The following is a 19,873-nucleotide window of genomic DNA, read 5'->3' as shown; positions in this document are numbered from 1 at the left end:
TGTACACCGCGCGGCGGGACCGGGGAAGCTTGTGGGATGGCAGGTGTTGACAGATGGCCCGTCCGTGTTCTCGTCCTGTCCGGGGGGCTCGGACTGCTCTACGCCGTGCCTGCCGGCGGTATCTGGATCTCCGCCGAGCGCACCCTGGCATGGAGCCTGGGCGCGGTGCTGCCCTGCTATGCGGCCGGGCTGTTCCTGTGGTGGCGGGCTCCGGCGCACCCGGTGGCCCGGCGGCTGGTGGCGGCCGGCTCCTGCGCGGCGCTGGGGCTGGTCATCCGCTTCTCGCTGACGCTCTTCGCCGGGCCGGCGGACTGGAACCCGCCCACGCCCTTGGTGTGGACCGGTCTGCTGGTGGCCAGGACCCTCGATGTGGTCGTGAGCCTGCTGATCCTCCGTCTGGTGGCGCTGCTGCCGGACGGACGTCACCGGTACGTCCACGAGCGGGTCCTGCTCGGTGCGCTGTGGCTGCTGACCCTCTGCCCGCTGGCCCTGATGGCATCGGGCGTTCCCGAACAGCTGCTGCCCCGGCTGCTGGTCCAGCCGGAGGCGTGGCTGCCGGCGGTGGGCGCGGGTCTGCTGCTCGTCCGGTCCCTGTTGCAGGCGCGGGAGCGCGGCGCCCGGTGCAGCCGCCTGACGCTGGTCGCCGCGGTGGCGTTCGCCGTACTGCTGGGGCGGGGCTCGTCGCGGCTGTTCCGGATGTGGCAGGGAGATACGGGAATCGCGTACTTCATCGGTGCGGCGCTCGGGGCGCTGCCCTATCTCCTGATCTCGGTCGGCGTACTGTACGGCGGGTTCCGGCATCTTCTGCCCGGCATGGACATCGCCCTGCGTAAACCCGTGGTGTACGGGCTGCTCTGGCTGATCATCGGCGGCTGGTACCTGGGCATGACCACGGCACTCGGCCTGACGGCGGGACAGTACCTGCCCATCGGTCTGGCCGTGCTGGTGGCGGTGAGCGCGACCATGCTGTTCCAGCCGGTGCGGGGCCGGCTGAACCGGCTCGCGGCGCGCCGGGTGTTCGGGGCCCGCCCGTCCAACTTCGAACTGCTCGTCCAGTGCGGCACCACGCTGGAGCACGCGTACGACGTGACCCGGCTGGCACCGCAGCTGGCGACCAGCCTGCGGGAGGGGCTCAACCTGCGCTGGGTACGGATCGAGCTGGGCGCCGCCGACGCCGGCGGCGGGCCCTTCGCCGTGGCGACGGCCGGCTCCCGGGCCCCGGGCGAGACCGGCGCACGGGCCGGGGTGGGGTTGCGGCAGGGCGAGGAGGACCTCGGGTTCATCGAGTACGGGCCCAAGGACGAGGGCCGGTTCACCCCCGAGGACCGGGACCTGGTCGAGACCCTGGCCAGACAGGCGGCGCTCGCCGTGCACAACGCCCGGCTCACGGCCGAACTGTCCGCGCGGGTCGACGAGGTACAGCGCCAGGCGAGCGAGCTCAACGCCTCCCGGACCCGGATAGTGCAGGCCCAGGACACCGAGCGGCGGCGCATCGAGCGGCAGCTGCACGACGGGATCCAGCAGGAACTCGTGGCACTCGTGGCGAAGTTGCGGCTCGCGCGCAATCAACTGCGCGGCACCGGAGGCACCGTGGACGGCACCCTCACCGAGATCCAGGAGGACGCCGTCCGGGTCATCGACGAGTTGCGGGAGTTCGTGCACGGCATCCACCCTCCGGTCCTGACCGACCAGGGCCTCGCCGCCGCGGTGACCTCCCGGGCCCGCCGGCTGCCGATCCCCGTCACCGTCCATGTGGAACCCGAGCTGTGCGCGCGGCGTTTCGCGCCCGAGATCGAGGAGTCCGCGTTCTTCCTGGTGTCCGAGGCGCTGACCAATGTGCTCAAACATGCGGACGCGGCCCGGGTGACCATCCGCATCTCGCATGCGGAAGAGGCCCTGCTCCTGGCCATCAGCGACGACGGAGTCGGGTTCCCCGCCGGGTCCCGGCTCGGCTCCGGGCTGATCGGGATGCGCGACCGGATCGAGGCGGTGGGCGGCGAGCTGTCCATCGATTCCCGGCCCGGGGGCGGCACGACCGTTCACGCACGGCTCACCGAGCGACGGAGAGAGGCAACCCATGCCTGACACACCCGAGATGACCGGCCCCGACCGGCTGCGCATCGTCATCGCCGAGGACCACTATCTGGTCAGAGAGGGCACCCGACGGCTCCTCGAGGACACCGGCGAGGTCGATGTCGTCGCGGCGGTCGGCACGGCCGGGGAACTCCTCGACGCGGTCGAGCGGTTCCGGCTCGACGCGGTCATCGCCGACATCCGGATGCCTCCCGACCACCACACCGAAGGCATCACCGCCGCACACTCCATCCGGGAGCGGCACCCGGACACCGGCGTGGTCGTCCTGTCGCAGCACGCCAACGAGCAGTACGCCTTCGCCCTGTTCCAGCGCGGCACGGACGGCCTGGCGTACCTGCTCAAGGAGCGTATCGGCGAACTCGATCAGCTGTTGCGCGCCCTGCGCGAGGTGTCCGCGGGGCGCTCGGTGATCGATCCGCGCATCGTGGAGGTGCTGGTCGGCAGCCACATCCGGACCAGCGACTCACCGCTGGCCCAGCTCACCCGCCGCGAGCTCGACGTACTGCGGCAGATGGCGCAGGGCATGAACAACCGGACCATCGCCGAGTCGCTGTCGCTGTCGGAATCGACCATCGAGAAGCATGTGAACTCGACGTTCGCCAAGCTGGGCCTGGCGGAGGAGTCCCAGCTGCACCGCCGGGTCACCGCCGTGCTCACCTATCTGCGGCACGGCCCGACCGGGCCGGCGTGACCGCGGCCGACGTGACCGGGGCCGGCGTGACCGCGGCCGACGTGACCGGGGCCGGCGTGACCGCGCCGCCGCCCGCCGGCCGGCCGCACACGGCACCCAGGTCCACTCGCTCACCCCGCCCGACCTGCACCTCGACGGTGCCGAGGGGGCGCCCGGCAGGGTCCGTACAGCTGACGGAGTACGACTCCGCGGGGCCGTGGGTGGCGGGCAGCGGTGACCGGAACGTCACGCGGCCCGTCCAGTCGTCCGGGTCCGGCTCCGTCTGGTCGTAGTTGACGACGACGGCGGTGTAGCGGCCCGGGGGAGGATCGACGAGGACGACCTGTTCGGAGGTGGCCCCGCCGGTGACGGACTGGGCCACGGGACGGCCGTCCGCGTCGAGGACATAGAGGTCCCAGTCGGTGCGGGGCGACCGCCACGACACCGACACGGTCATCCGGCCGGTGTCGGCCTCCGGCGGACCGAGGACGGAGAACGGGATCCGGTCCGCGGCCGGATCCTGCGGGTACCCGGTGTTCTCGGGCGGCAGGCCGGGAGGGTTGGACAGCTCGGCCGCCGGCTGGGCCGGACCCTGCGGGTCCCTGCCGTCGCGCCCCGCGACGTACGGCCGGGTGGACGGGTTCACGGACCAGGTGAACCGGCCGCCGGGAGCGATGAGATCCGACACCAGCGTGTCGGTGACCTCGAGCGGCGGCGCGGTCGAGCCATCGGGGCCGCGCACCGGCGAGGTCGGGGTCCGGAAAGTCTTGTGGAGCCGCAGCCGGTGGCCGCGGGGGGCCGTGCCGGTCAGCGTCGCGTGCGCGGCGGGGTCGGCGGTGTGGGCGAGCAGATCGAGCAGCGCCTGCCGGACACCGCCCTTCCCCGCGCCGGCCGCCGGCGGGCTGCCGGTGTACTCGGCGACGACCGCGTCCGGGTACGGGCCGTGGGCCTTGGCGGGACCGATCTCCAGGGTGAAGCCGAAGCCCCCGGTCGCCCAGTACGACCAGTCCTCCGTCATGCCCGTCGCCTCGTACAGCCTCCAGGCCTGTTCATTGCGGTAGCCGGTGCGGGAGGCCAGCAGCGCACCCAGGGCCCGGTACGCCGGTTCGTCCAGCGGCGGACGGGTGCCGAGGGCTCCCGGCGGGCGCAGCACCAGATTGCCGTAGGTGTGCAGGGAGACGAGGCCGGTGACCTGCCGGGTGGAGACGAGATGGCGGATGTTGCGGGTCTCGGGCTCGGAGAAGGGGGCGGGGCCGCGGTAGTGGTCGGCATGCCACTCCGGAGCACTGCCCGCACCGCCCCAGAACCCGGCGTAGTTGCGGTTGAGGTCCACACCGCGGTCGCGGCCGGCCGGGTTGGCCCCGCACGACCCCGAGGCATGGGAGGGCGGGGCGTCCGCGGCGCTGCAGTTCTTGCGCTTGTTCTCGTAGTCGAAACGGGTGAAGTCCCCCCGGGGCGTGGCCCGGCGGGAGACCGAGAACCCGTCGGGGTTCACCACCGGGACGACGACGGCACGGGTCCGGTCGAGCAGGCCCCGGATCCGCGGGTCTGTGCGGTAGCCGTTCACCAGCTCGTGGGCCCACTCCAGGGCGATCTCCCCGCTGGGCCACTCGGTCGCATGGTGCAGACCCAGGGTGAGCATCACCGGTTTGCCGTCGGCGATGTGCGGGGCGTTGCCGCTCACCTCCACTCCGGAGACGTCCCGGCCCTCGACCGTCGGGTGCGGCAGGACGAAGGAGCGTACGAGGGTCGGGTGGGCGCGGGAGAGTTCCTTGAGCTCGTACTCGTACTCGTACAGATGACGGTAGCCGGACCGGCCGGACGGCAGCGCCGAGCCGTGCGGAGCACCCTCTTCCGTGCGGGCCGCGGCGGCTGCCGAGCCGGACAGCAGCTCCACCCGCAGCGACACCGTGCGCGCGGGCCCCGCCCTCCGGCAGCTCTGCACCACCAGGCGCCGGCCCCCGGTGACGGCGGTCTCGACGAGTTCGCGGCTGCGGGGTGCGGCCGAGGCCGCCAGGAGCGTGCCGCTCTCCGTGTCGAAGACGGCGAGGTCCCAGTCGCCCTCCGCTCCGCCGCCGGGCGGCGCGAGCCGGGCGCGCAGCACGCCGTCCGCCGTGGCGGTCACCGGGTGCACGGCCACGCCCGGTGTGTGCGGGGGCAGCAGGGCGGAGTGGCACGGCCGGGGTACGGCCCGCTCGGCGGACAGCACCCGCAGCGGGGCGGCGGCCGGTGCGGGCGATGCCGGCGCGAGTAGGGCGACGAGCACGGAACCGCTTGCCGCGGCTGCGAACACGCCCCGTACCGCACTGCCGGAAGGATGCCGTGCGCTCATGTCGCGCTCCTGTCGTGTGTCGTCGTCCCGGGCCCGTGCCCGCATGAAGGTGCCCACCGTTCTCGCCGTCGGCGGGCGGGAACGGTGGGCGGGAGGTGTCGCTGCGTCAGAAGGTGCTGCAGCAGGAACACGCGGTCGGCGGCGGCCAGGCGCCGCTCTCGTCGGTCTCTTCCTCCAGGAGCTGGAGAGCGTTCACGTCGAACTCCATGATGTTCACCCCCTCTCCGCTGTCCGGTATTGATGGGCCGGCACGGCCGCGGCCCGCGCCGCGGTGGTGCCGGAGTCGAGGGTGCCGAGCCCCGTGAAGGAACGCGGCTGCCACAGGCGGGGCCCGCCGTGGGCGTGGCGGAGCAGGAAGGCGAGGACTCCCGACAGGCCGGTGTTGAAGTCGGCCCACACCTCGGTCCCGCTGTCGTCCGGCAGGACGGTGCGTCCGTCCCGCAGGACGTGCCGGACATGGATCCCGGCAGCCAGCTCTCCCGCCCACTCGCGATAGATGTCCGTGCCGCAGGCCTCGGCGAGGTCGAGCAGGAACTCCCCGTCGCCCGCGAGGCCATGGCACTGAGAGGTGCCGACGTGCCAGCGCGAGCGGCGCACGGCGACGGCGGCCCCGTGCGCGGCCTCCCGGAAGGCGTCCTCGCCGGTCTCCTGCCACATCCGCACCAGGAAGGTCCCGACCCCGGAGGAGCCGCTGCACCAGTGGGTCTTGCGGGGGCTGTTCTTCTCCCCGCTGCGCCAGTACGCGGCGGCCTCCTCCACCTCGGCCAGGGCGAGCAGGGTCCGCGCAGCCTCGGCCGCCAGCTCCCCGTACCCGGTGGTGCCGGTGGCCCGTGCCGCCGCGAGCAGGAACGCGCCGATTCCGGCGGCACCATGGGCGAACCCGTAGTGCGTGATGTCGGAGGGGCTGGACAGGAGTTCCCCCGGCACCGGCCACAGGACGGAGCCCTCCGTGCGGACCGCGGCCGAGGAGAGATGGTCGGCCGCCTGCCGCACCCGGTCGAGGTACCGCTCTTCTCCGGTGGCCTCCCAGAACCGCAGGTGGGTCATGCCCGCGCCGGCCACCCCGTGGCAGATGTCGGGGCCGGGCCGGCGGACCGGAACCCGCAGGGCCAGGTCCTTGGCATGGGCGAGCAGTGCCGTGTCGCCGAGCAGTTCGCCCGCGTCCAGCAGGGCCCAGGCGGTCCCGGACCTGCCGTAGTACAGCCCCGGAAGGATCCGCGGCTCCCGTCCGACCCGTCGGCTGATCCACTGGGCCGCCTGCTCCACCGCCGTACGCAGCCCTGGATGCGGCTCGTCGGCGTGGGCGCGGACGAGGACGCCGAGGACCCCGGCCGCGCCGTGCTGGACGTTGAACGCGTCCGTTGTCGCCCCCACCGGGCCGGTGGGCCACAACCGTTCCGGGTGTTCCGGGTCCATGGTGGCGAGGAGGTGGTCGAGGCCGTCCGCGACGAGCTGCTTCAGCTCGTGGTCCGCGAGACCGCGCGCCGGGGCGGGGCCGCTCGGCGGCCTCCCGTCGACGGCCGTCTCCGCCAGCCGCTCCAGGACCTCGTCCACCCCGGGGCGCAGCTCCGGGTCCTCGTGGAGGAGGTCCAGGATCAGCGGGGCGAGCCGGTGCGCCGCCGTGTTGCCGGACGACAGCCGTACGAGCCAGGCGGCGAGGCGTTCGCGGTACGGGCGGGTGGCCGGTGCGTCGGCGGCGAGCAGCGGGTCGACGCCGGTGACCAGGTAGAAGAGGGTGGCACCGAGGCTGTAGAGGTCCGATGGGGGGAGCGGCGCCGCACCGATGACGGGCGTGGTGCTCTGCTCGGCGCCCGCGTATCCCGGTGTGTGGATACGTGTGGCGGGTTCGCCGGGGCGGGCGAGCATTTCCAGGTCGATGAGGCGTACCTCGCCGCTGTCGTCGACCATCAGGTTGTTGGGGTTGAAGTCTCGCAGCACCCACCCCGCGGTGTGGACGGAGCGCACGACACCGGTCAGGCCGCGTGCCAGGCGCAGGGCGTCCGTCGGAGGGATCCCCCAGGGGCGTCCGTCGTCGAAGTCGAGGTGGTCGAGCACCCACTGACGCAGCGTCGTACCGGAAACGGCCTCCTGCACGAGGAACAGGTCGTTCTGTTGCTCGAAGACGGCGACCGGGCGTGGGGTGTAGCCGCTGTCCGCGAACAGGTCGAGCATGGCGGCCTCGTGGCGCCGCCGGTCGCGGACGTCCTGCCCGGTCAGGTTCGCGGCGGTGTGCGGGCGTGCCTGCTTGACGATGACGGGGCTGCCGGTGGTCTTGTCGGTGGCCCGGTAGACGCCGCCGGCGAACGCGTGCCGGATCACTTCGTGGACCAGGTAGCGGCCGTCCAGCAGAACGGGTTTGGCCGCCGGGCGGGTTGTTGCGGGTGTGGCCTTGCGCGGTGCGGGGGTCTGCTCCGTGGCGAAGGGGTCGCGGGGCGCCCAGGGCGGCGGGGAGAACCAGGGCTTGCGCTGGTCGCGTACGAGCGTGCCGTCCGGAGTGATCAGCATCGCGCCGTGCATGCCGTCGTCGCCCAGGGCGGGTACCCCGCTGAACACCCCGTACCGGTAGTGGACCAGGCTGCCCGGAACACACGGCCGGTCGGAGAGGATGCCCGGTCCCGGCAGCCCCTCGGTGGCCCGGTGCAGTTCCTCGGCCAGGGCGCGCAGCCCGTTGTCGTCGCACTCCGGGTAGACCGTGAGGAACTTGCCCCCGCCGCCCCGGTCGTAGCGGTGCGACACCAGCTCCCCGGCCCGGCCGAGGGTGCCGGCGAACTTGAACCTGCACCGCCGGCGTACCAGGACCTGCGCGGCGCGGGACAGGACCAGTGGTGCGGACAGCGGTGTGGCGGAGATGTGCAGCTTCCAGCCCTGCACCCTGGTGGGCTCGGCGGCGGGGGACACGTAACACCAGAAGTCCCCGGGGCGGACGCGCCATGCGCCAGCCTGGTGCCGTGAGAGCACCGACTCCACGATGTCGAGGAGGAAAGTGTCGTCCATGTCACTGACCTCGGTTTCCGGGAGCCGGGGGTGTGAAGACGGGCCGCCGGTCGATCCGGGCGCGGTCCGCGTCCGAGCCGAAGCGGTAGTCGATCCGCCGGGCGGCCTCGGCCCAGTCGCGTACGGTCCGTACCGGGGTGAGCGTCCGGACCACGAACGGGTCGCTCCACCGGGCGACCGCGCGCTGCCAGAGCAGGTCCGCGGGGTCGTCAAGGAGGTTGCCGACCGTGCCTTCGTAGATCGGCATGGCCCGCACCGCGCCGTCGGGCTCCACCTGGATCGCCTGGAAGTCGAGGGCCCGCGCGGTCTGGTCCGGGTGCATCTGCAGGTGCAGGTTGTCGGTGACCAGGACGAGTACGGACGACGGGGCCAGCGCCGTGAGCCGCTGGTGCAGCGGCCCTCCGGAGAGCTGGGCCATCTGCGCGTCGGAGAGCAGCTCATGCTCCGCGAAGCCGGCACGGCTGGCGAGTCCGGCCGGGATCACCGCGCCGAACGACAGGATCCGCAGCTCGGGGAAGCGCGGCGCGATCCGGGTGCAGAACTCTTCGAGCTGGTCGAAGTTGCTGCGGACCACCACGCAGTCCACACCGAACTGCACGGGTGGCAGGCCTCGTTCGCGGCGGGCACGCGAGGTCCGGTCGAGGAGGCAGAGCGCATCGAGCGCCCGTTCGAAGGACCCTGCCCTGCCACGGATCCGGTCGTGCACCTCCGCTGTGGCACCGTCCAGGCTGACGACGACGCGGTGGCAGACGTCCGCGAGATCGTCCAGCATGCCGGGTGTCAGTCGCCATCCGCCGGTGTACAGCACCACGTGGATGCCGGCGCCGGTCAGCCGCGCGGCGATCTCGGCGATCCCGGGTACCAGGAGGGGCTCGCCGCCGGCCAGGGAGACCACACCGGGCCGGAGCGCGATGATGGCATCGGCGATCCGCAGCAACTCCTGGTGCTCCGGCTGCCGGGCGGGGCGCCGGCCCGACTCCGAATAGCAGTGAGTGCAGCGCAGCGGGCACGCGTAGGTGATGTCCCAGATGACGTCCTTGGGACCGGTGGAGCCGGGCTTTGGAGCCGTTGTGGCATCGGCCGGACCGTCCATGGCCAGAGCACCCCCTTCCTGAGGGACCGTGGGGCGTTTTCCCATGTCAGTCATGGTGCTCACGACTCTGTGGGTTGCCTTAGTCCGTCCTTAGGGCGCGTGTCGGGGGCCCGGCATCGGCTCGCGCAGGACCAGGCCCTGTGCTTCGCTTGGGCAGCGGGAAGAGCGTGCCGGACTCCTTCCCTCGACGCCCTACGCTCTGGAGAACCCGACATGAGTGAGACGAGTGCTCGCCCGGTCCTGGAACCCGCTGCTGCTGCGTTTGCGGAGGCCACGGCCAAGCCGCCGTACCTGTTCGAGATGCCGCCCGTCGAGGGCCGCAAGGCGGTCGACGAGGTCCAGTCCGGCGAGATCGCCAAGCCCGCCGTCGACGAGGAGTGGCTGACCGTCCCGGGCGGGCCCACCGGCGAGGTCCGGGCACGGATCGTCCGCCCGGTCGGCACTACCGGCGCCCTGCCGGTGATCGTCTACATCCACGGCGCGGGCTGGGTCTTCGGCAACGCCCACACCCACGACCGCCTCGTCCGCGATATCGCCGTCGGCGCGGGCGCCGCCGTCGTCTTCCCCGAGTACGGCCTCTCACCCGAACACCGCTACCCGGTCGCCATCGAGCAGTGCTGGACCGTCGCCCGCTGGGTCGTCACCGACGGAGCCGCACACGGCCTGGACGCCACCCGCATGGCCGTCGCCGGCGACTCGGTCGGCGGCAACATCAGCATCGCCCTGACCCTGCTCGCCAAGGAGCGCGGCGGCCTGCCGCTGCTCCAGCTGGTGGTCTTCTACCCGGTCACCGACGCCGCCTTCGACACCGGTTCCTACCACCAGTTCGCCGAGGGGTACTTCCTGCGCCGCGATGGCATGCAGTGGTTCTGGGACCAGTACACGACCGACCAGGCGGAGCGCGCGCAGATCACCGCCTCGCCGCTGCGCGCCACCACCGAGCAGCTCACCGGCCTGCCCCCGACCCTGGTGATCACCGCCGAGGCCGATGTCCTGCGCGACGAGGGCGAGGCCTACGCCAACAAGCTGCGCGCCGCGGGCGTCCCCGTCACCGCCGTGCGCATCCAGGGCGTCATCCATGACTTCGTCATGCTCAACCCCCTGCGGGAAACCCACGGCACCCAGGCCGCCATCGGCCTCGCCACCGCCACGCTGCGCGCCGCACTCGGCACGGCCTGAGCAGCCCGCACGGCCTGTTCCCGGTCAGGCGGCGGGCTTGCCGGGCTGGTCGTGGGTCGAGCAGTGGATGCCGCCGCCGCCCGAGGCGATCGTGTCGATCGCGACCGGCACGATGTCCCGCTTGGGGAAGTGCTCCTGGAGGATGCCGCGGGCCCGGTCGTCGGCCTTGCGGTCCCCGAACCTGGGCATGAAGACGGCATCGTTGGCGATGTAGAAGTTGGCGTAGGTCGACACGAAGTCGTCGCCCTCGCCCGTGATCCTGTTCAGGTCGGGCTGCGGCAGGTCGATGACCTCGAAGCGCCGGCCGCGGGCGTCCGTCGCCTTCGACAGGACGGACTTCGCCTGGTCGGCGGAGCGCGACCAGGAGTCCGCCGGGGTGCTGGGGTGCGCGCGGTCGAGCAGGATCACACCGGGCGCGGTGAACCGCACCAGGCTGTCCACGTGGGCGTCCGTGATGTCCTCACCGCGTACGCCGGCCAGCCAGACCACCTTCTCGACGCCCAGGGTCTGCTTGAGCTCGGCCTCGATCGTGTCCCGGCTCTTGCCCCGGTTGCGGTTGTCGTTGACGATCGAGCTCTCGGTGATCAGCAGGGTGCCCTCGCCGTCGGGCTCGAAGGATCCGCCCTCCGCGACCAGCGGAGCCTGGACCCGGGGGATCCCGTACTTCTGGAGCAGGTTGCGGCCGACCACCCCGTCGTTCTTGTGCTCCTGCTTGTTGCCCCAGCCGTTGAAGTTGAAGTCGACTCCGACGACTTTGCCGTCCTGCTCGACGAAGACGGGGACGGTGTCGCGGGCCCAGAGGTCGTCGACGGCCAGCGGGATCACCTCGACCTGCGAGCCGCACGCCCGCTGGGCCGCGGTCACCTGATCGGGGCGGGCCATCATGACGACCGCCTCGTACTCCCCGACGGCCCGGGCGATCCGCGCGATGTCCTCGCGTACGTAGGGCAGGTCCTGCTCCCAGACCGAGGACAACGCCGGCCAGGACATGAACGTACGGGTGTGGCTCTCCCACTCGGCGCCGAGGCGGCGCTTGCTGCCCGCGGCGGCGGGCCGGGAGGACCCGACGGTGGCGCCGGCCGGTGCGCCGGTCTCGGAGGGGCTGCAGGCCGAGGAGCCCGCGACGAGTGCGCCGATGCCGGCGAGGGTGCGCAGGACGGTCCGACGGGTGGGGGGAAGCAAGGACACGGGGAACTCCGATCGTGGGCCCTACGACAAGGGTGCGCGCTCCGCACTGCGGACGGCCGCTCTGCGTCGAGAGGGATGCGGCCTCGTGTCGTCACTGTGACACTGACTGGAAATTCAGTCAATTCGCGACCGGATGGGAACCCAGCCGGTCGATTTCCACTCCGATCGCCTCGCGCAGCAGGCCGCGGGCATGTTCCAGGGGGAGCAGACCGCTGAGCCAGCGGACGCTGAGCCCCTCCAGCAGGGCGGTCAGCCGCTCCGCGGCTGCCGTGACGGCGCCGGGCGGCGCGGCCGGGCAGAGTGCGGCGAGATGGCCCGCGACCTCCGCCACCCAGGCCGCGCCGGCCGCGGCGAGCTCGTCCCGCAGCTCCGGATCGAAGACCGAGTGGGCCCGCAGCTCACCCCAGGCCGTACTGTTCTCGCGTACCTCGGGCAGGTCCTGGAACTCCAGCAGCAGGGTCTGCTCCAGGAGCTGCCGCGGCTCCGACGGGCGAGTAGTGACCTCGCCCTCCCAGGTTGCGGTGTAGCGGTCCGCCCGGTCCCCGATGAACGCCAGGGCTTCGCGCAGGATGCCGGGCCGGTCCTTGAAGTGGTAGTAGATCAGGGCGGTGGACACGCCGGCCTCGGCCGCCAGGTCCGCCACCCGCAGCCCCCGGACGCCCTGACGTGCGATGACCCGCGCGGCGCCGGTGAGGATCGCTCTCTTGCGGTCGGTCACTGTGTGGTCCCTCCTGGTGGTCCCTCCTGGCCGTGTGCGTCTCGCATTGTCACACATTGACTGAAAGTTTAGTTAGCGGCACGATGCGCGCAGGTCATTGCTCCATCGTTGAAAGAGCCACCGCATGCCCGAGCAGCTCCCCGGCGTACCGCCCACCCCTGCGGCGCTGTCCGCCGACGACCCCTACGAGATCGGTGGCTACCGCCTCCATGCCCGCCTCGGCTCCGGTGGCATGGGGGTGGTCTACCTGGCGTACACGCCCGGTGGCCGCCCCATCGCACTGAAGGCCGTCCGCAGGGAGTTCGCCGCGGATCCCGAGTTCCGCGAGCGGTTCGCCCAGGAGGTGGCCAGCGCCCGCCGGATCCACGGCCTGTTCACGGCCCAGGTGGTCGACTCCGGGGTCGACGACCGCATGCCGTGGCTCGCCACGGCCTATGTGCCCGGTCCCTCGCTGCAGGAGGTGGTGCAACGGCACGGACCGCTGCCGGTGCGTACGGTCCTGCTGCTTGTCGCGGGTATCGCCGAGGCGCTCCAGGCCATCCACCGGGCGGGCGTGGTCCATCGCGACCTCAAGCCGGCCAATGTGCTGGTCGCGGGGGACGGCCCCCGGGTGATCGACTTCGGTATCGCCCGCGCGGCCGACGCCGCCGCCCTCACCGGCACGGGCCTGCGGATCGGCACCGCCGCCTTCATGGCGCCCGAGCAGGCGCTGGGCCGCCAGGTGACACCGGCCACCGATGTCTTCGCGCTCGGAACGCTGGCCGGGTACGTGGCGGGCGGGGTCCCGCCCTTCGGGGACGGGCCGGAGGCCGGCGCCCTGTACCGGGTGGTCCACGAGCATCCCGACCTCAGCCATGTACCCCGTGACCTGCACGACCTGATCTCGTGGTGCCTGGCCAAGCGTCCTGAGGACCGTCCCACGAGCGTCGAACTGATCGCGTCCGTGCGCGCGCACCCCGTGGTGGGCCCGCGACCGGAGTTCACGGAGGGCTGGCTGCCGCGCCCGGTCCGGGAGGAGGTCGGGGGCGTCGGGCGGCCCGCCCCGGAGCACCTCCAGCCGACCAGGGCGACGACCGGACACCCCGGCCCCGAGGGCGGTGCCCCGGCCGGGGCTGGGTCCCATGCCCCGACTGCCCTGGCCGGGGCCGGGCCCGGAATGCCGGTGCCCGCGCCGGTCCAGGCCGCTGCGCAGCTGGCCGCACCACCGGTCCCGGCTCCTGCCCCGGCGGCCGGCGGCGGCCCTGGCCCTGGCCGTCGTACGCCGCGACGCGGGCGGCGGCGCCTGCCGACGGCGGCCCTGGCAGTGGCCGCCACGCTGCTGGCCTGCGCCGGAGCCGTGTACTACCTGGATGTTCCCGCGGGGGAGGGACCGGACGCCGACTACCTGCCCGGCTATGCGAAGGCCGAGCTCACCGCCCCCGACTCCGGCTACGAGTTCGACCTGAAGGCGGGGAAGGTGGTGGCCGCGGAGACGGCCACCTGGTACCTGGCCCACGAGGGTCAGGCGTTCGTGCCGTCCGAGGAGTCGGACGCCTTCGTGGCCGACACCGGGGAGCTGACGGCGGCCGACTGCGTGCACGGCATCGAGACGCGACCGGCCGCCGACCTCCCCTTCACCGCGCTCGCCGACGCACGCCCGTTCTGCGTGCGCAGTCCGGACCGGAGCGAGATTGCGATCGTGCGGCTGATCGAGGCCGCCGACGACGGCTCCGTCACGATCGTCGTGGATCAGTACCGCCGGACGGCTTGACTGAATTTTCAGTTAACGCAAAGATGCCGAGTCATCCCACCCCTTCCCCCTCAGGGAGACCCATGGACACGCCCCGCGCCACCCGCCGCCGACTGCTCCAGCTCGGTGCGGCGGCCCTGCCGCTCACCACCCTCAGCTCGGTCCTCCCCTCCGCCGCCGCGCATGCGGCCACCGCCCCCGGCACCGGTTCCGCGACCCTGCGGATGCCAGCGGAGACCGACCGCCACGTCCGTACCTACATGGCCTGGCCCGCCCTCTCCGCGGTCTGGGAGGGCAACCTCGAATCGGTTCGCGGCAACATCGCCGACGTCGCGTACGAGATATCGCGCTTTGAGCCGGTCGTGATGCTGGCGCGCCCCGGTCATGCCGCCGACGCCCGCTACCGCTGCGGGCGCGGCGCCTACCACGCCATCGACGTCATCGAGATCCCCAACGACGACCTGTGGATCCGGGACTTCGGCCCCACCTTCGTGGTGGGCGCGGGAGCCGTCGCCGGGGTGGACACCAACTTCAACGGCTGGGGCAAGACGGGCACCCCGTACGCCCAGCCGTTCGCCAACGACGCGGCGGCTGCCGGCATCCTCCTCGGCGAGTACGGGGTGCGCCGGATCCGGGCCGGGTTCGTCGGCGAGGGCGGCTCGCTGGAGACCGACGGTGAGGGAACCCTGCTGGCCACGGTCAGCTCGCTGGTCAACGCCAACCGCAACCCGGGCATGACCCAGGACCAGGTGGAGCAGGCCGTGAAGACGGCGCTCGGCATCGACAAGGTCATCTGGGTCCCGGGTCTGGCCGGCCAGGACATCACGGACTGTCATATCGACTGCCTGGCCCGTTTCACCGCCCCGGGGCGGGTCATCCTGGACAAGCCCGGAGCCGGCGCGGACCGGAAGTGGATCGCCGTCTACGAGGAGACCAAGCGGGCCCTGGAGAGCGCCACCGACGCCCGCGGTCGCCGCCTCGCCATCACGGAACTCCCCGGCCCCGACCGCCGCCGTATCCGCGGCGGGGGAGCGGAGTTCCTGTCCAGCTACACCAACTACTACACCGCGAACGGCGCGGTCATCGCGCCCCAGTTCGGCGACGGCTACGCCGACGGCCTCGCGTACGCCATCCTGCAAGCCGCCTACCCCGACCGGCAGGTGGTCCAGATCGACATCGACCACATCGCCGGCGGAGGCGGCGGCATCCACTGCGCGACCCAGTCGCACCCGGCCGTCCCGCCGGTCGTCTGATGTCCGCCGCGCCCCGGCGGCCGGCGAAGGCCCCGCCCGTCGGACGGGCCGCGCTCGCACCGGTCCGCACGCGCGGTGACGGGCCGCGTACGCCCGCTCGGGAAGGCCCGGGTAAGGTGCGGGTCATGGCGTCTCGCAGCACTCAGATCCTCGAAGCTGCCGCCCGGGTGATCGCCCGGCGCGGGGTCCGCGGGCTGCGCGTGGAGGAACTCGCGGCCGAGGCCGGCGTCTCCACCGCCCTGATCTACTACCACTTCAAGGACCGCACGGGGGTCCTGCGCCAGACCCTCGAGTTCATCAACGACCGTGCGGAGCGCTACACCACCGACCGCGACCCCGACGAGCCGCCGCTCACCCCTCGCGAGGAGCTGGAGGAGACGCTGCTGCTGGAGCTCCAGGACACCGTGGAAGTACGGGAGAACAGCTCGGCCTGGGGTGAACTGCGGGCGAGCGCCGTCTTCGACGAGGTGCTGCGCGAGGATCTCGCCAGGGCCACCCTGGTGTGGGTCCAGGAGGTCGCCGCGCTGCTGGGCCAGGTGCAGCCGATGGCGCCGGCCTCGTCGCTGGCCGCCGCCGCGGAACGGCTCACCGCCCTCCTGGAGGGGCTCAGCATGCGCTGGCTCAGCGGCGGCACCAAGATCGGTCACGCGCGGGAGCTGATGCGCGGGGCCATCGACGCCGAACTGGCCGGGCTCCGGCAGAACTGACGTACCCGGTCGGTAGACCGGCACCTTTCGCCGCCTCGTCTATTGACTGAATTTTCAGTCAGTGCCAGAGTGGGAGCCCGAGCCGCCGACGGCCCCGCAGAGCCTCGCTTCGGCCCACCCCGGAATCCCGGGATTCCCTTGCGGGCCGCACCCGGCCCCCGCTCCCCATCGCGTCACCAAACCCCCCGGCGCTCCGCGTACCCGCACACCCGGACGGCGGACTCCCGGCCCCGGTGGCCTCCCGCGTCCGCCTTCCGGAGGAAGGAATGATCATGAAGGTTTCGAGGGCGTCATGCCCCTGACGCCCACCGAACGTGACCGGCTCCTGCTGTTCACCGCCGCCGAACTGGCCCGGGCCCGGCACGCACGGGGCCTGCGGCTCAACGTCCCGGAGGCGACCGCCGTGATCGCCGACACGGTCTGCGAGGCGGCGCGCGACGGCCTCCGCCTCGCAGACGCCCTCGAACGCGGCCGTGGTGTCCTCGGCCCGGACGACGTCCTGCCGGGCGTCGTCGACATCGTCACCGAGGTGATGGTCGAGGCGGTGTTCGAGGACGGCACCCGGCTCGCGGCGATCAGTGACCCCTTCGGGGCGCACTCCCGAGACGACGCTGCGCCGGGTGCCGTACTGCCCGCCTCGGACACCGTCGAGGCCCCGGTGCCGGTCCTCACCCTCGCCGTACACAACACGGCGACCGTCCCGGTCAGCGTGACCTCGCACTTCCACTTCTTCGAGGCCAACCCGCGCCTGGACTTCGACCGCGCCGCCGCCTACGGCATGCGGCTGGCCGTCGCCGCCGGGTCGTCCACCCGCTTCGACTCCGGCGCCACCGTCGAGGTGGGCCTCGTCCCCATCGGCGGCGACCGGATCGCGATCGGCTTCGCCGGCCTGGTCGACGGCCCGCTCGACGCCCCGGGCGCCAAGGCGCTGGCGCTGGCCAGGGCCGAGGCGTGCGGCTACCTCGGAGCGCACACGGAAGGAAATGCAACGTGAGCAGACCGACCCGACACAGCGACCACAGTGCGCACTGCGCGCCGGGCAGCCGGCACATCGACCCGCACGAGTACGCCGCGGTGCACGGCCCGCGGGCCGGTGACCGGGTACGCCTGGGCGATTCGGGACTCGTTGTCCGCGTCGAGTCCGACGCCCAGAAGCCCGGTGACGAATTCCTGGCCGGCTTCGGCAAGACCGCCCGGGACGGCCTCCACCTCAAGGCCGCGGCCGTCCGCGACACCTGCGACGTGGTCATCAGCAACGTCCTGGTGATCGACGCAGTCCTTGGCATCCGCAAGGTGTCCATCGGCATCCGCGAGGGCCGTATCCACGCCATCGGCCGGGCCGGCAATCCCAACACCCTCGACGGGGTCGACGTCGTCGTCGGAACCGGCACGACCATGATCTCGGGCGAGGGGCTGATCGCCACCGCGGGCGCCGTGGACACCCACGTCCACCTGCTCTCCCCGCGGATCATGGAGGCTTCCCTCGCGAGCGGCGTGACCACGATCATCGGGCAGGAAATCGGGCCGAGCTGGGGCGTGGGGGTGAATTCGCCCTGGGCGCTCAAGCACGGGTTCAATGCCTTCGACGCCTGGCCCGTCAACATCGGCTTTCTGGCCCGCGGCTCCTCCTCGGACGCCGCCCCGCTCGTCGAGGCGCTGGCCGAGGGCGGTGCGTGCGGGTTCAAGGTGCACGAGGACATGGGCGCCCACACCCGGGCCCTGGACACCGCGCTGCGGGTGGCCGAGGAGCATGACGTTCAGGTCGCTCTGCACAGCGACGGCCTCAACGAGTGCCTCTCCGTCGAGGACACCCTCCGGGTCCTGGAAGGCCGCACCATCCATGCCTTCCACATCGAGGGCTGCGGCGGCGGGCACGTCCCGAACGTGCTCAAGATGGCGGGCGTGCCGAACGTCATCGGCTCCTCTACCAACCCCACCCTGCCCTTCGGCCGGGACGCGGTCGCCGAGCACTACGGCATGATCGTCTCCGTCCATGCCCTGAAGACGGACCTGCCCGGGGACGCCGCCATGGCCCGCGACCGGATCCGGGCCGGGACCATGGGTGCCGAGGACGTGCTGCACGACCTCGGGGCGATCGCGATCACCTCCTCCGACGCCCAGGGCATGGGCCGGGCGGGGGAGACGATCCGACGGACCTTCGCCATGGCCGGGAAGATGAAGGGCGAGCTGGGCCCGATGGCCGGCGACGGCGAGGGCGACGACAACGCCCGCGTCCTGCGCTACATCGCCAAGCTGACCATCAACCCGGCCATTGCCCACGGCCTGGCCCATGAGATCGGCTCCATCGAGGTCGGCAAGCTCGCCGACATCGTGCTCTGGCGCCCCCCGTTCTTCGGCGCCAAGCCGCAACTGGTCCTCAAGTCCGGCTTCCCGGCCTATGGAGTCACCGGCGACCCCAACGCCGCCACCGACTGCTGTGAGCCGCTGGTCCTGGGCCCGCTGTTCGGCGCCCACGGCGCCGCCCCCGCGGACCTCTCGGTGGCTTTCGTCAGCCGCGCCGCGGCCGAGTCGGGCTCCTTCGGTGCCCCGTACGACGCCCTCGCCACCCGGCGCCGCCGGGTCGCCGTCCGGGGGACCCGTGGCATCGGCCCGAAGGACATGGTCGGCAATGCCCGACTGGGGGACGTCCATGTGAACCCCCGGACCGGCCTCGTCACGCTCGACGGGGAGCCCCTGCGCTCCGAACCGGCGCAGGAGGTCTCCCTCAACCGCCTCTACTTCTTGTGAACGGCACAGCCTCTGCATGCCCTCGCTCTGGACTGAATTTTCAGTCGAGTGGAAAACTCCGACAGCGAAAGAAATGAGACATTCGATGGCTGAATACCGTATGCCCGCCGAGTGGTCCGAGCACGAGGGCTGCCTGATGGCCTGGCCCACCCGAGAGGACCTGTGGGGAAGCGTGCTGGCCGACGTGAAGGAGGAGTACGCCAACGTCGCCCGTGCCATCGCCGCCTTCGAGCCGGTGACGATGGTCGCCCCGCCCGGCCACGGCGAGGAGGCCCGGGCCCGCTGCGGGGAGGGCGCCACCGGCGCCACCGGCGGCACCGGCGTCACCGTGATCGAGTTGCCGCTCGACGACTCCTGGTTCCGCGACTCCGCCCCGCTCTTCGTCCTCGACGGCGACGGCAACCGCGCCGGCGTGGACTTCCGCTTCAACGCCTGGGGCGGCAAGCACCACCCGTTCGACGCCGACGACCGGGTCAGCGCCCTGCTGCTGGAGCACCTCGGGACCGACCGGATCGCCTCCGACATGATCCTCGAAGGCGGCGCAATCACCGTCGACGGCGAGGGCACGCTGATCACCACCGAACAGTGCCTGCTGCACCCCAACCGCAACCCCGGCCTGAGCCGGGACGAGATCGAGGCCGAGCTGAAGGCCCGGCTCGGCGTCACCAAGGTCATCTGGCTGCCGTACGGCGGCCTGCTCGACACCGAGACCGACGGCCACGTCGACGGCGTCTGCGCGTTCGCCGCACCCGGCACGGTCGTCGTCTCCCTGCCGTCCGACCCCGCCCACCCCGACTACGCCCGGATGCGCGCCAACCGCGCGGTGCTGGAGGCCGGCACCGACGCCCGGGGCCGCCGGCTGGAGATCATCGACGTGCCGCAGACGGCCTTCACGGACCTCGCCGACGGCCGGATCGAGGTCTCGTATCTGAACTACTACGTCGCCAACGGCGGCGTCGTCGTCCCGGTGGCCGGGCTGCCCCAGGACGAGGACGCCCTCGCCGTCATCGCCTCGGCCTACCCCGACCGCAAGGTCGTCGGGGTACGGGCGCTCGCCATCGCGTTCGGCGGTGGCGGGGTCCACTGCATCACCCAGCAGATCCCGGTCGCGCGCCCCGCCGCCACCGCCACCCCCGCCGCCACCGTCTGACCCGAGAACCGGCCGTTC

The 19,873-nt window shown here is 72.4% G+C and carries 15 protein-coding genes; 9 read left to right on the top strand and 6 right to left on the bottom strand.

Annotated elements, in window-relative coordinates:
- Positions 1–36: 36 nt before the first annotated feature.
- Positions 37–2,085: a sensor histidine kinase gene (locus tag ABT123_RS01950; RefSeq protein WP_351308319.1), complete on the top strand. Its 2,049-nt coding sequence runs from the start codon at positions 37–39 to the stop codon at positions 2,083–2,085.
- Positions 2,078–2,785 carry a response regulator gene (locus tag ABT123_RS01945; protein WP_351308316.1) on the top strand — a complete coding sequence of 236 codons (708 nt, stop codon included), beginning with the start codon at positions 2,078–2,080 and terminating at the stop codon, positions 2,783–2,785. Before ABT123_RS01950 ends, ABT123_RS01945 begins: the two co-directional genes overlap by 8 nt.
- On the opposite strand, the gene ABT123_RS01940 is transcribed toward ABT123_RS01945, so the two are convergent.
- The 4 genes from ABT123_RS01940 to ABT123_RS01925 all read right to left on the bottom strand — a co-directional run bounded on the left by ABT123_RS01940 (position 2,748) and on the right by ABT123_RS01925 (position 9,228).
- Positions 2,748–5,096 carry a M14 family metallopeptidase gene (locus tag ABT123_RS01940; protein ID WP_351308313.1) on the bottom strand — a complete coding sequence of 783 codons (2,349 nt, stop codon included), beginning with the start codon at positions 5,094–5,096 and terminating at the stop codon, positions 2,748–2,750. The genes ABT123_RS01945 and ABT123_RS01940 overlap by 38 nt on opposite strands.
- 106 nt (positions 5,097–5,202) lie before the next feature.
- Complete coding sequence (locus ABT123_RS01935; protein ID WP_351308310.1) at positions 5,203–5,304, bottom strand: ALQxL family class IV lanthipeptide; 102 nt, start codon at positions 5,302–5,304, stop codon at positions 5,203–5,205.
- Between the two features lie 5 nt (positions 5,305–5,309).
- Entirely contained in the window at positions 5,310–8,090 is a 2,781-nt protein-coding gene (lanL, locus tag ABT123_RS01930; protein ID WP_351308307.1) for a class IV lanthionine synthetase LanL, read from the bottom strand.
- A gap of 1 nt (position 8,091) precedes the next feature.
- Positions 8,092–9,228 carry a radical SAM protein gene (locus ABT123_RS01925; protein ID WP_351308304.1) on the bottom strand — a complete coding sequence of 379 codons (1,137 nt, stop codon included), beginning with the start codon at positions 9,226–9,228 and terminating at the stop codon, positions 8,092–8,094.
- 168 nt (positions 9,229–9,396) lie between these two features.
- Here ABT123_RS01925 and ABT123_RS01920 point away from each other — a divergent pair, with 168 nt between their 5' ends.
- On the top strand, positions 9,397–10,362 hold the full coding sequence (locus ABT123_RS01920) for an alpha/beta hydrolase (RefSeq protein ID WP_351308301.1): 966 nt from the start codon (positions 9,397–9,399) through the stop codon (positions 10,360–10,362).
- Positions 10,363–10,386: 24 nt separating this feature from the next.
- On the opposite strand, the gene ABT123_RS01915 is transcribed toward ABT123_RS01920, so the two are convergent.
- Entirely contained in the window at positions 10,387–11,550 is a 1,164-nt protein-coding gene (locus ABT123_RS01915) for an agmatine deiminase family protein (protein ID WP_351308299.1), read from the bottom strand.
- A 118-nt stretch (positions 11,551–11,668) separates the two neighbouring features.
- The gene (locus ABT123_RS01910; protein WP_351308296.1) at positions 11,669–12,268 is read right to left on the bottom strand and encodes a TetR/AcrR family transcriptional regulator; all 600 of its coding nucleotides are present in this window, start codon (positions 12,266–12,268) and stop codon (positions 11,669–11,671) included.
- 124 nt (positions 12,269–12,392) lie between these two features.
- Between ABT123_RS01910 and ABT123_RS01905 the strand changes: the two genes are divergently transcribed.
- The 6 genes from ABT123_RS01905 to ABT123_RS01880 all read left to right on the top strand — a co-directional run bounded on the left by ABT123_RS01905 (position 12,393) and on the right by ABT123_RS01880 (position 19,855).
- Positions 12,393–14,018, top strand: a complete 1,626-nt coding sequence (locus ABT123_RS01905; RefSeq protein WP_351308294.1) for a serine/threonine-protein kinase — start codon at positions 12,393–12,395, stop codon at positions 14,016–14,018.
- A 62-nt stretch (positions 14,019–14,080) separates the two neighbouring features.
- The gene (locus ABT123_RS01900; RefSeq protein ID WP_351308291.1) at positions 14,081–15,250 is read left to right on the top strand and encodes an agmatine deiminase family protein; all 1,170 of its coding nucleotides are present in this window, start codon (positions 14,081–14,083) and stop codon (positions 15,248–15,250) included.
- A gap of 125 nt (positions 15,251–15,375) precedes the next feature.
- A complete protein-coding gene (locus ABT123_RS01895) occupies positions 15,376–15,957 on the top strand; it encodes a TetR/AcrR family transcriptional regulator (protein WP_351308288.1) in 582 nt (193 codons plus the stop codon).
- Between the two features lie 292 nt (positions 15,958–16,249).
- Positions 16,250–16,951 carry an urease subunit gamma gene (gene ureA, locus ABT123_RS01890; protein ID WP_351308285.1) on the top strand — a complete coding sequence of 234 codons (702 nt, stop codon included), beginning with the start codon at positions 16,250–16,252 and terminating at the stop codon, positions 16,949–16,951.
- Positions 16,948–18,705 carry an urease subunit alpha gene (locus ABT123_RS01885; protein WP_351308282.1) on the top strand — a complete coding sequence of 586 codons (1,758 nt, stop codon included), beginning with the start codon at positions 16,948–16,950 and terminating at the stop codon, positions 18,703–18,705. The genes ureA and ABT123_RS01885 overlap by 4 nt, the downstream gene beginning before the upstream one ends.
- An 85-nt stretch (positions 18,706–18,790) precedes the next feature.
- Positions 18,791–19,855, top strand: a complete 1,065-nt coding sequence (locus tag ABT123_RS01880; RefSeq protein WP_351308279.1) for an agmatine deiminase family protein — start codon at positions 18,791–18,793, stop codon at positions 19,853–19,855.
- The last annotated feature ends 18 nt before the right edge of the window (positions 19,856–19,873 follow it).

Source organism: Streptomyces sp. NPDC002054, from assembly GCF_040296685.1.
In the GTDB taxonomy this organism is placed as follows: Bacteria; Actinomycetota; Actinomycetes; order Streptomycetales; family Streptomycetaceae; genus Streptomyces.
Note: the sequence above shows the minus strand (reverse complement) of the source record. Positions and strands in the feature narration are given on the sequence as shown.

Coding starts and splice junctions, on each gene's coding strand:
- ABT123_RS01950 (WP_351308319.1), top strand. CDS start 37: ATGGCAGGTGTTGACAGATGGCCCGTCCGTGTTCTCGTCCTGTCCGGG.
- ABT123_RS01945 (WP_351308316.1), top strand. CDS start 2,078: ATGCCTGACACACCCGAGATGACCGGCCCCGACCGGCTGCGCATCGTC.
- ABT123_RS01940 (WP_351308313.1), bottom strand. CDS start 5,096: ATGAGCGCACGGCATCCTTCCGGCAGTGCGGTACGGGGCGTGTTCGCA.
- ABT123_RS01935 (WP_351308310.1), bottom strand. CDS start 5,304: ATGGAGTTCGACGTGAACGCTCTCCAGCTCCTGGAGGAAGAGACCGAC.
- lanL (WP_351308307.1), bottom strand. CDS start 8,090: ATGGACGACACTTTCCTCCTCGACATCGTGGAGTCGGTGCTCTCACGG.
- ABT123_RS01925 (WP_351308304.1), bottom strand. CDS start 9,228: ATGGGAAAACGCCCCACGGTCCCTCAGGAAGGGGGTGCTCTGGCCATG.
- ABT123_RS01920 (WP_351308301.1), top strand. CDS start 9,397: ATGAGTGAGACGAGTGCTCGCCCGGTCCTGGAACCCGCTGCTGCTGCG.
- ABT123_RS01905 (WP_351308294.1), top strand. CDS start 12,393: ATGCCCGAGCAGCTCCCCGGCGTACCGCCCACCCCTGCGGCGCTGTCC.
- ABT123_RS01900 (WP_351308291.1), top strand. CDS start 14,081: ATGGACACGCCCCGCGCCACCCGCCGCCGACTGCTCCAGCTCGGTGCG.
- ABT123_RS01895 (WP_351308288.1), top strand. CDS start 15,376: ATGGCGTCTCGCAGCACTCAGATCCTCGAAGCTGCCGCCCGGGTGATC.
- ureA (WP_351308285.1), top strand. CDS start 16,250: ATGCCCCTGACGCCCACCGAACGTGACCGGCTCCTGCTGTTCACCGCC.
- ABT123_RS01880 (WP_351308279.1), top strand. CDS start 18,791: ATGGCTGAATACCGTATGCCCGCCGAGTGGTCCGAGCACGAGGGCTGC.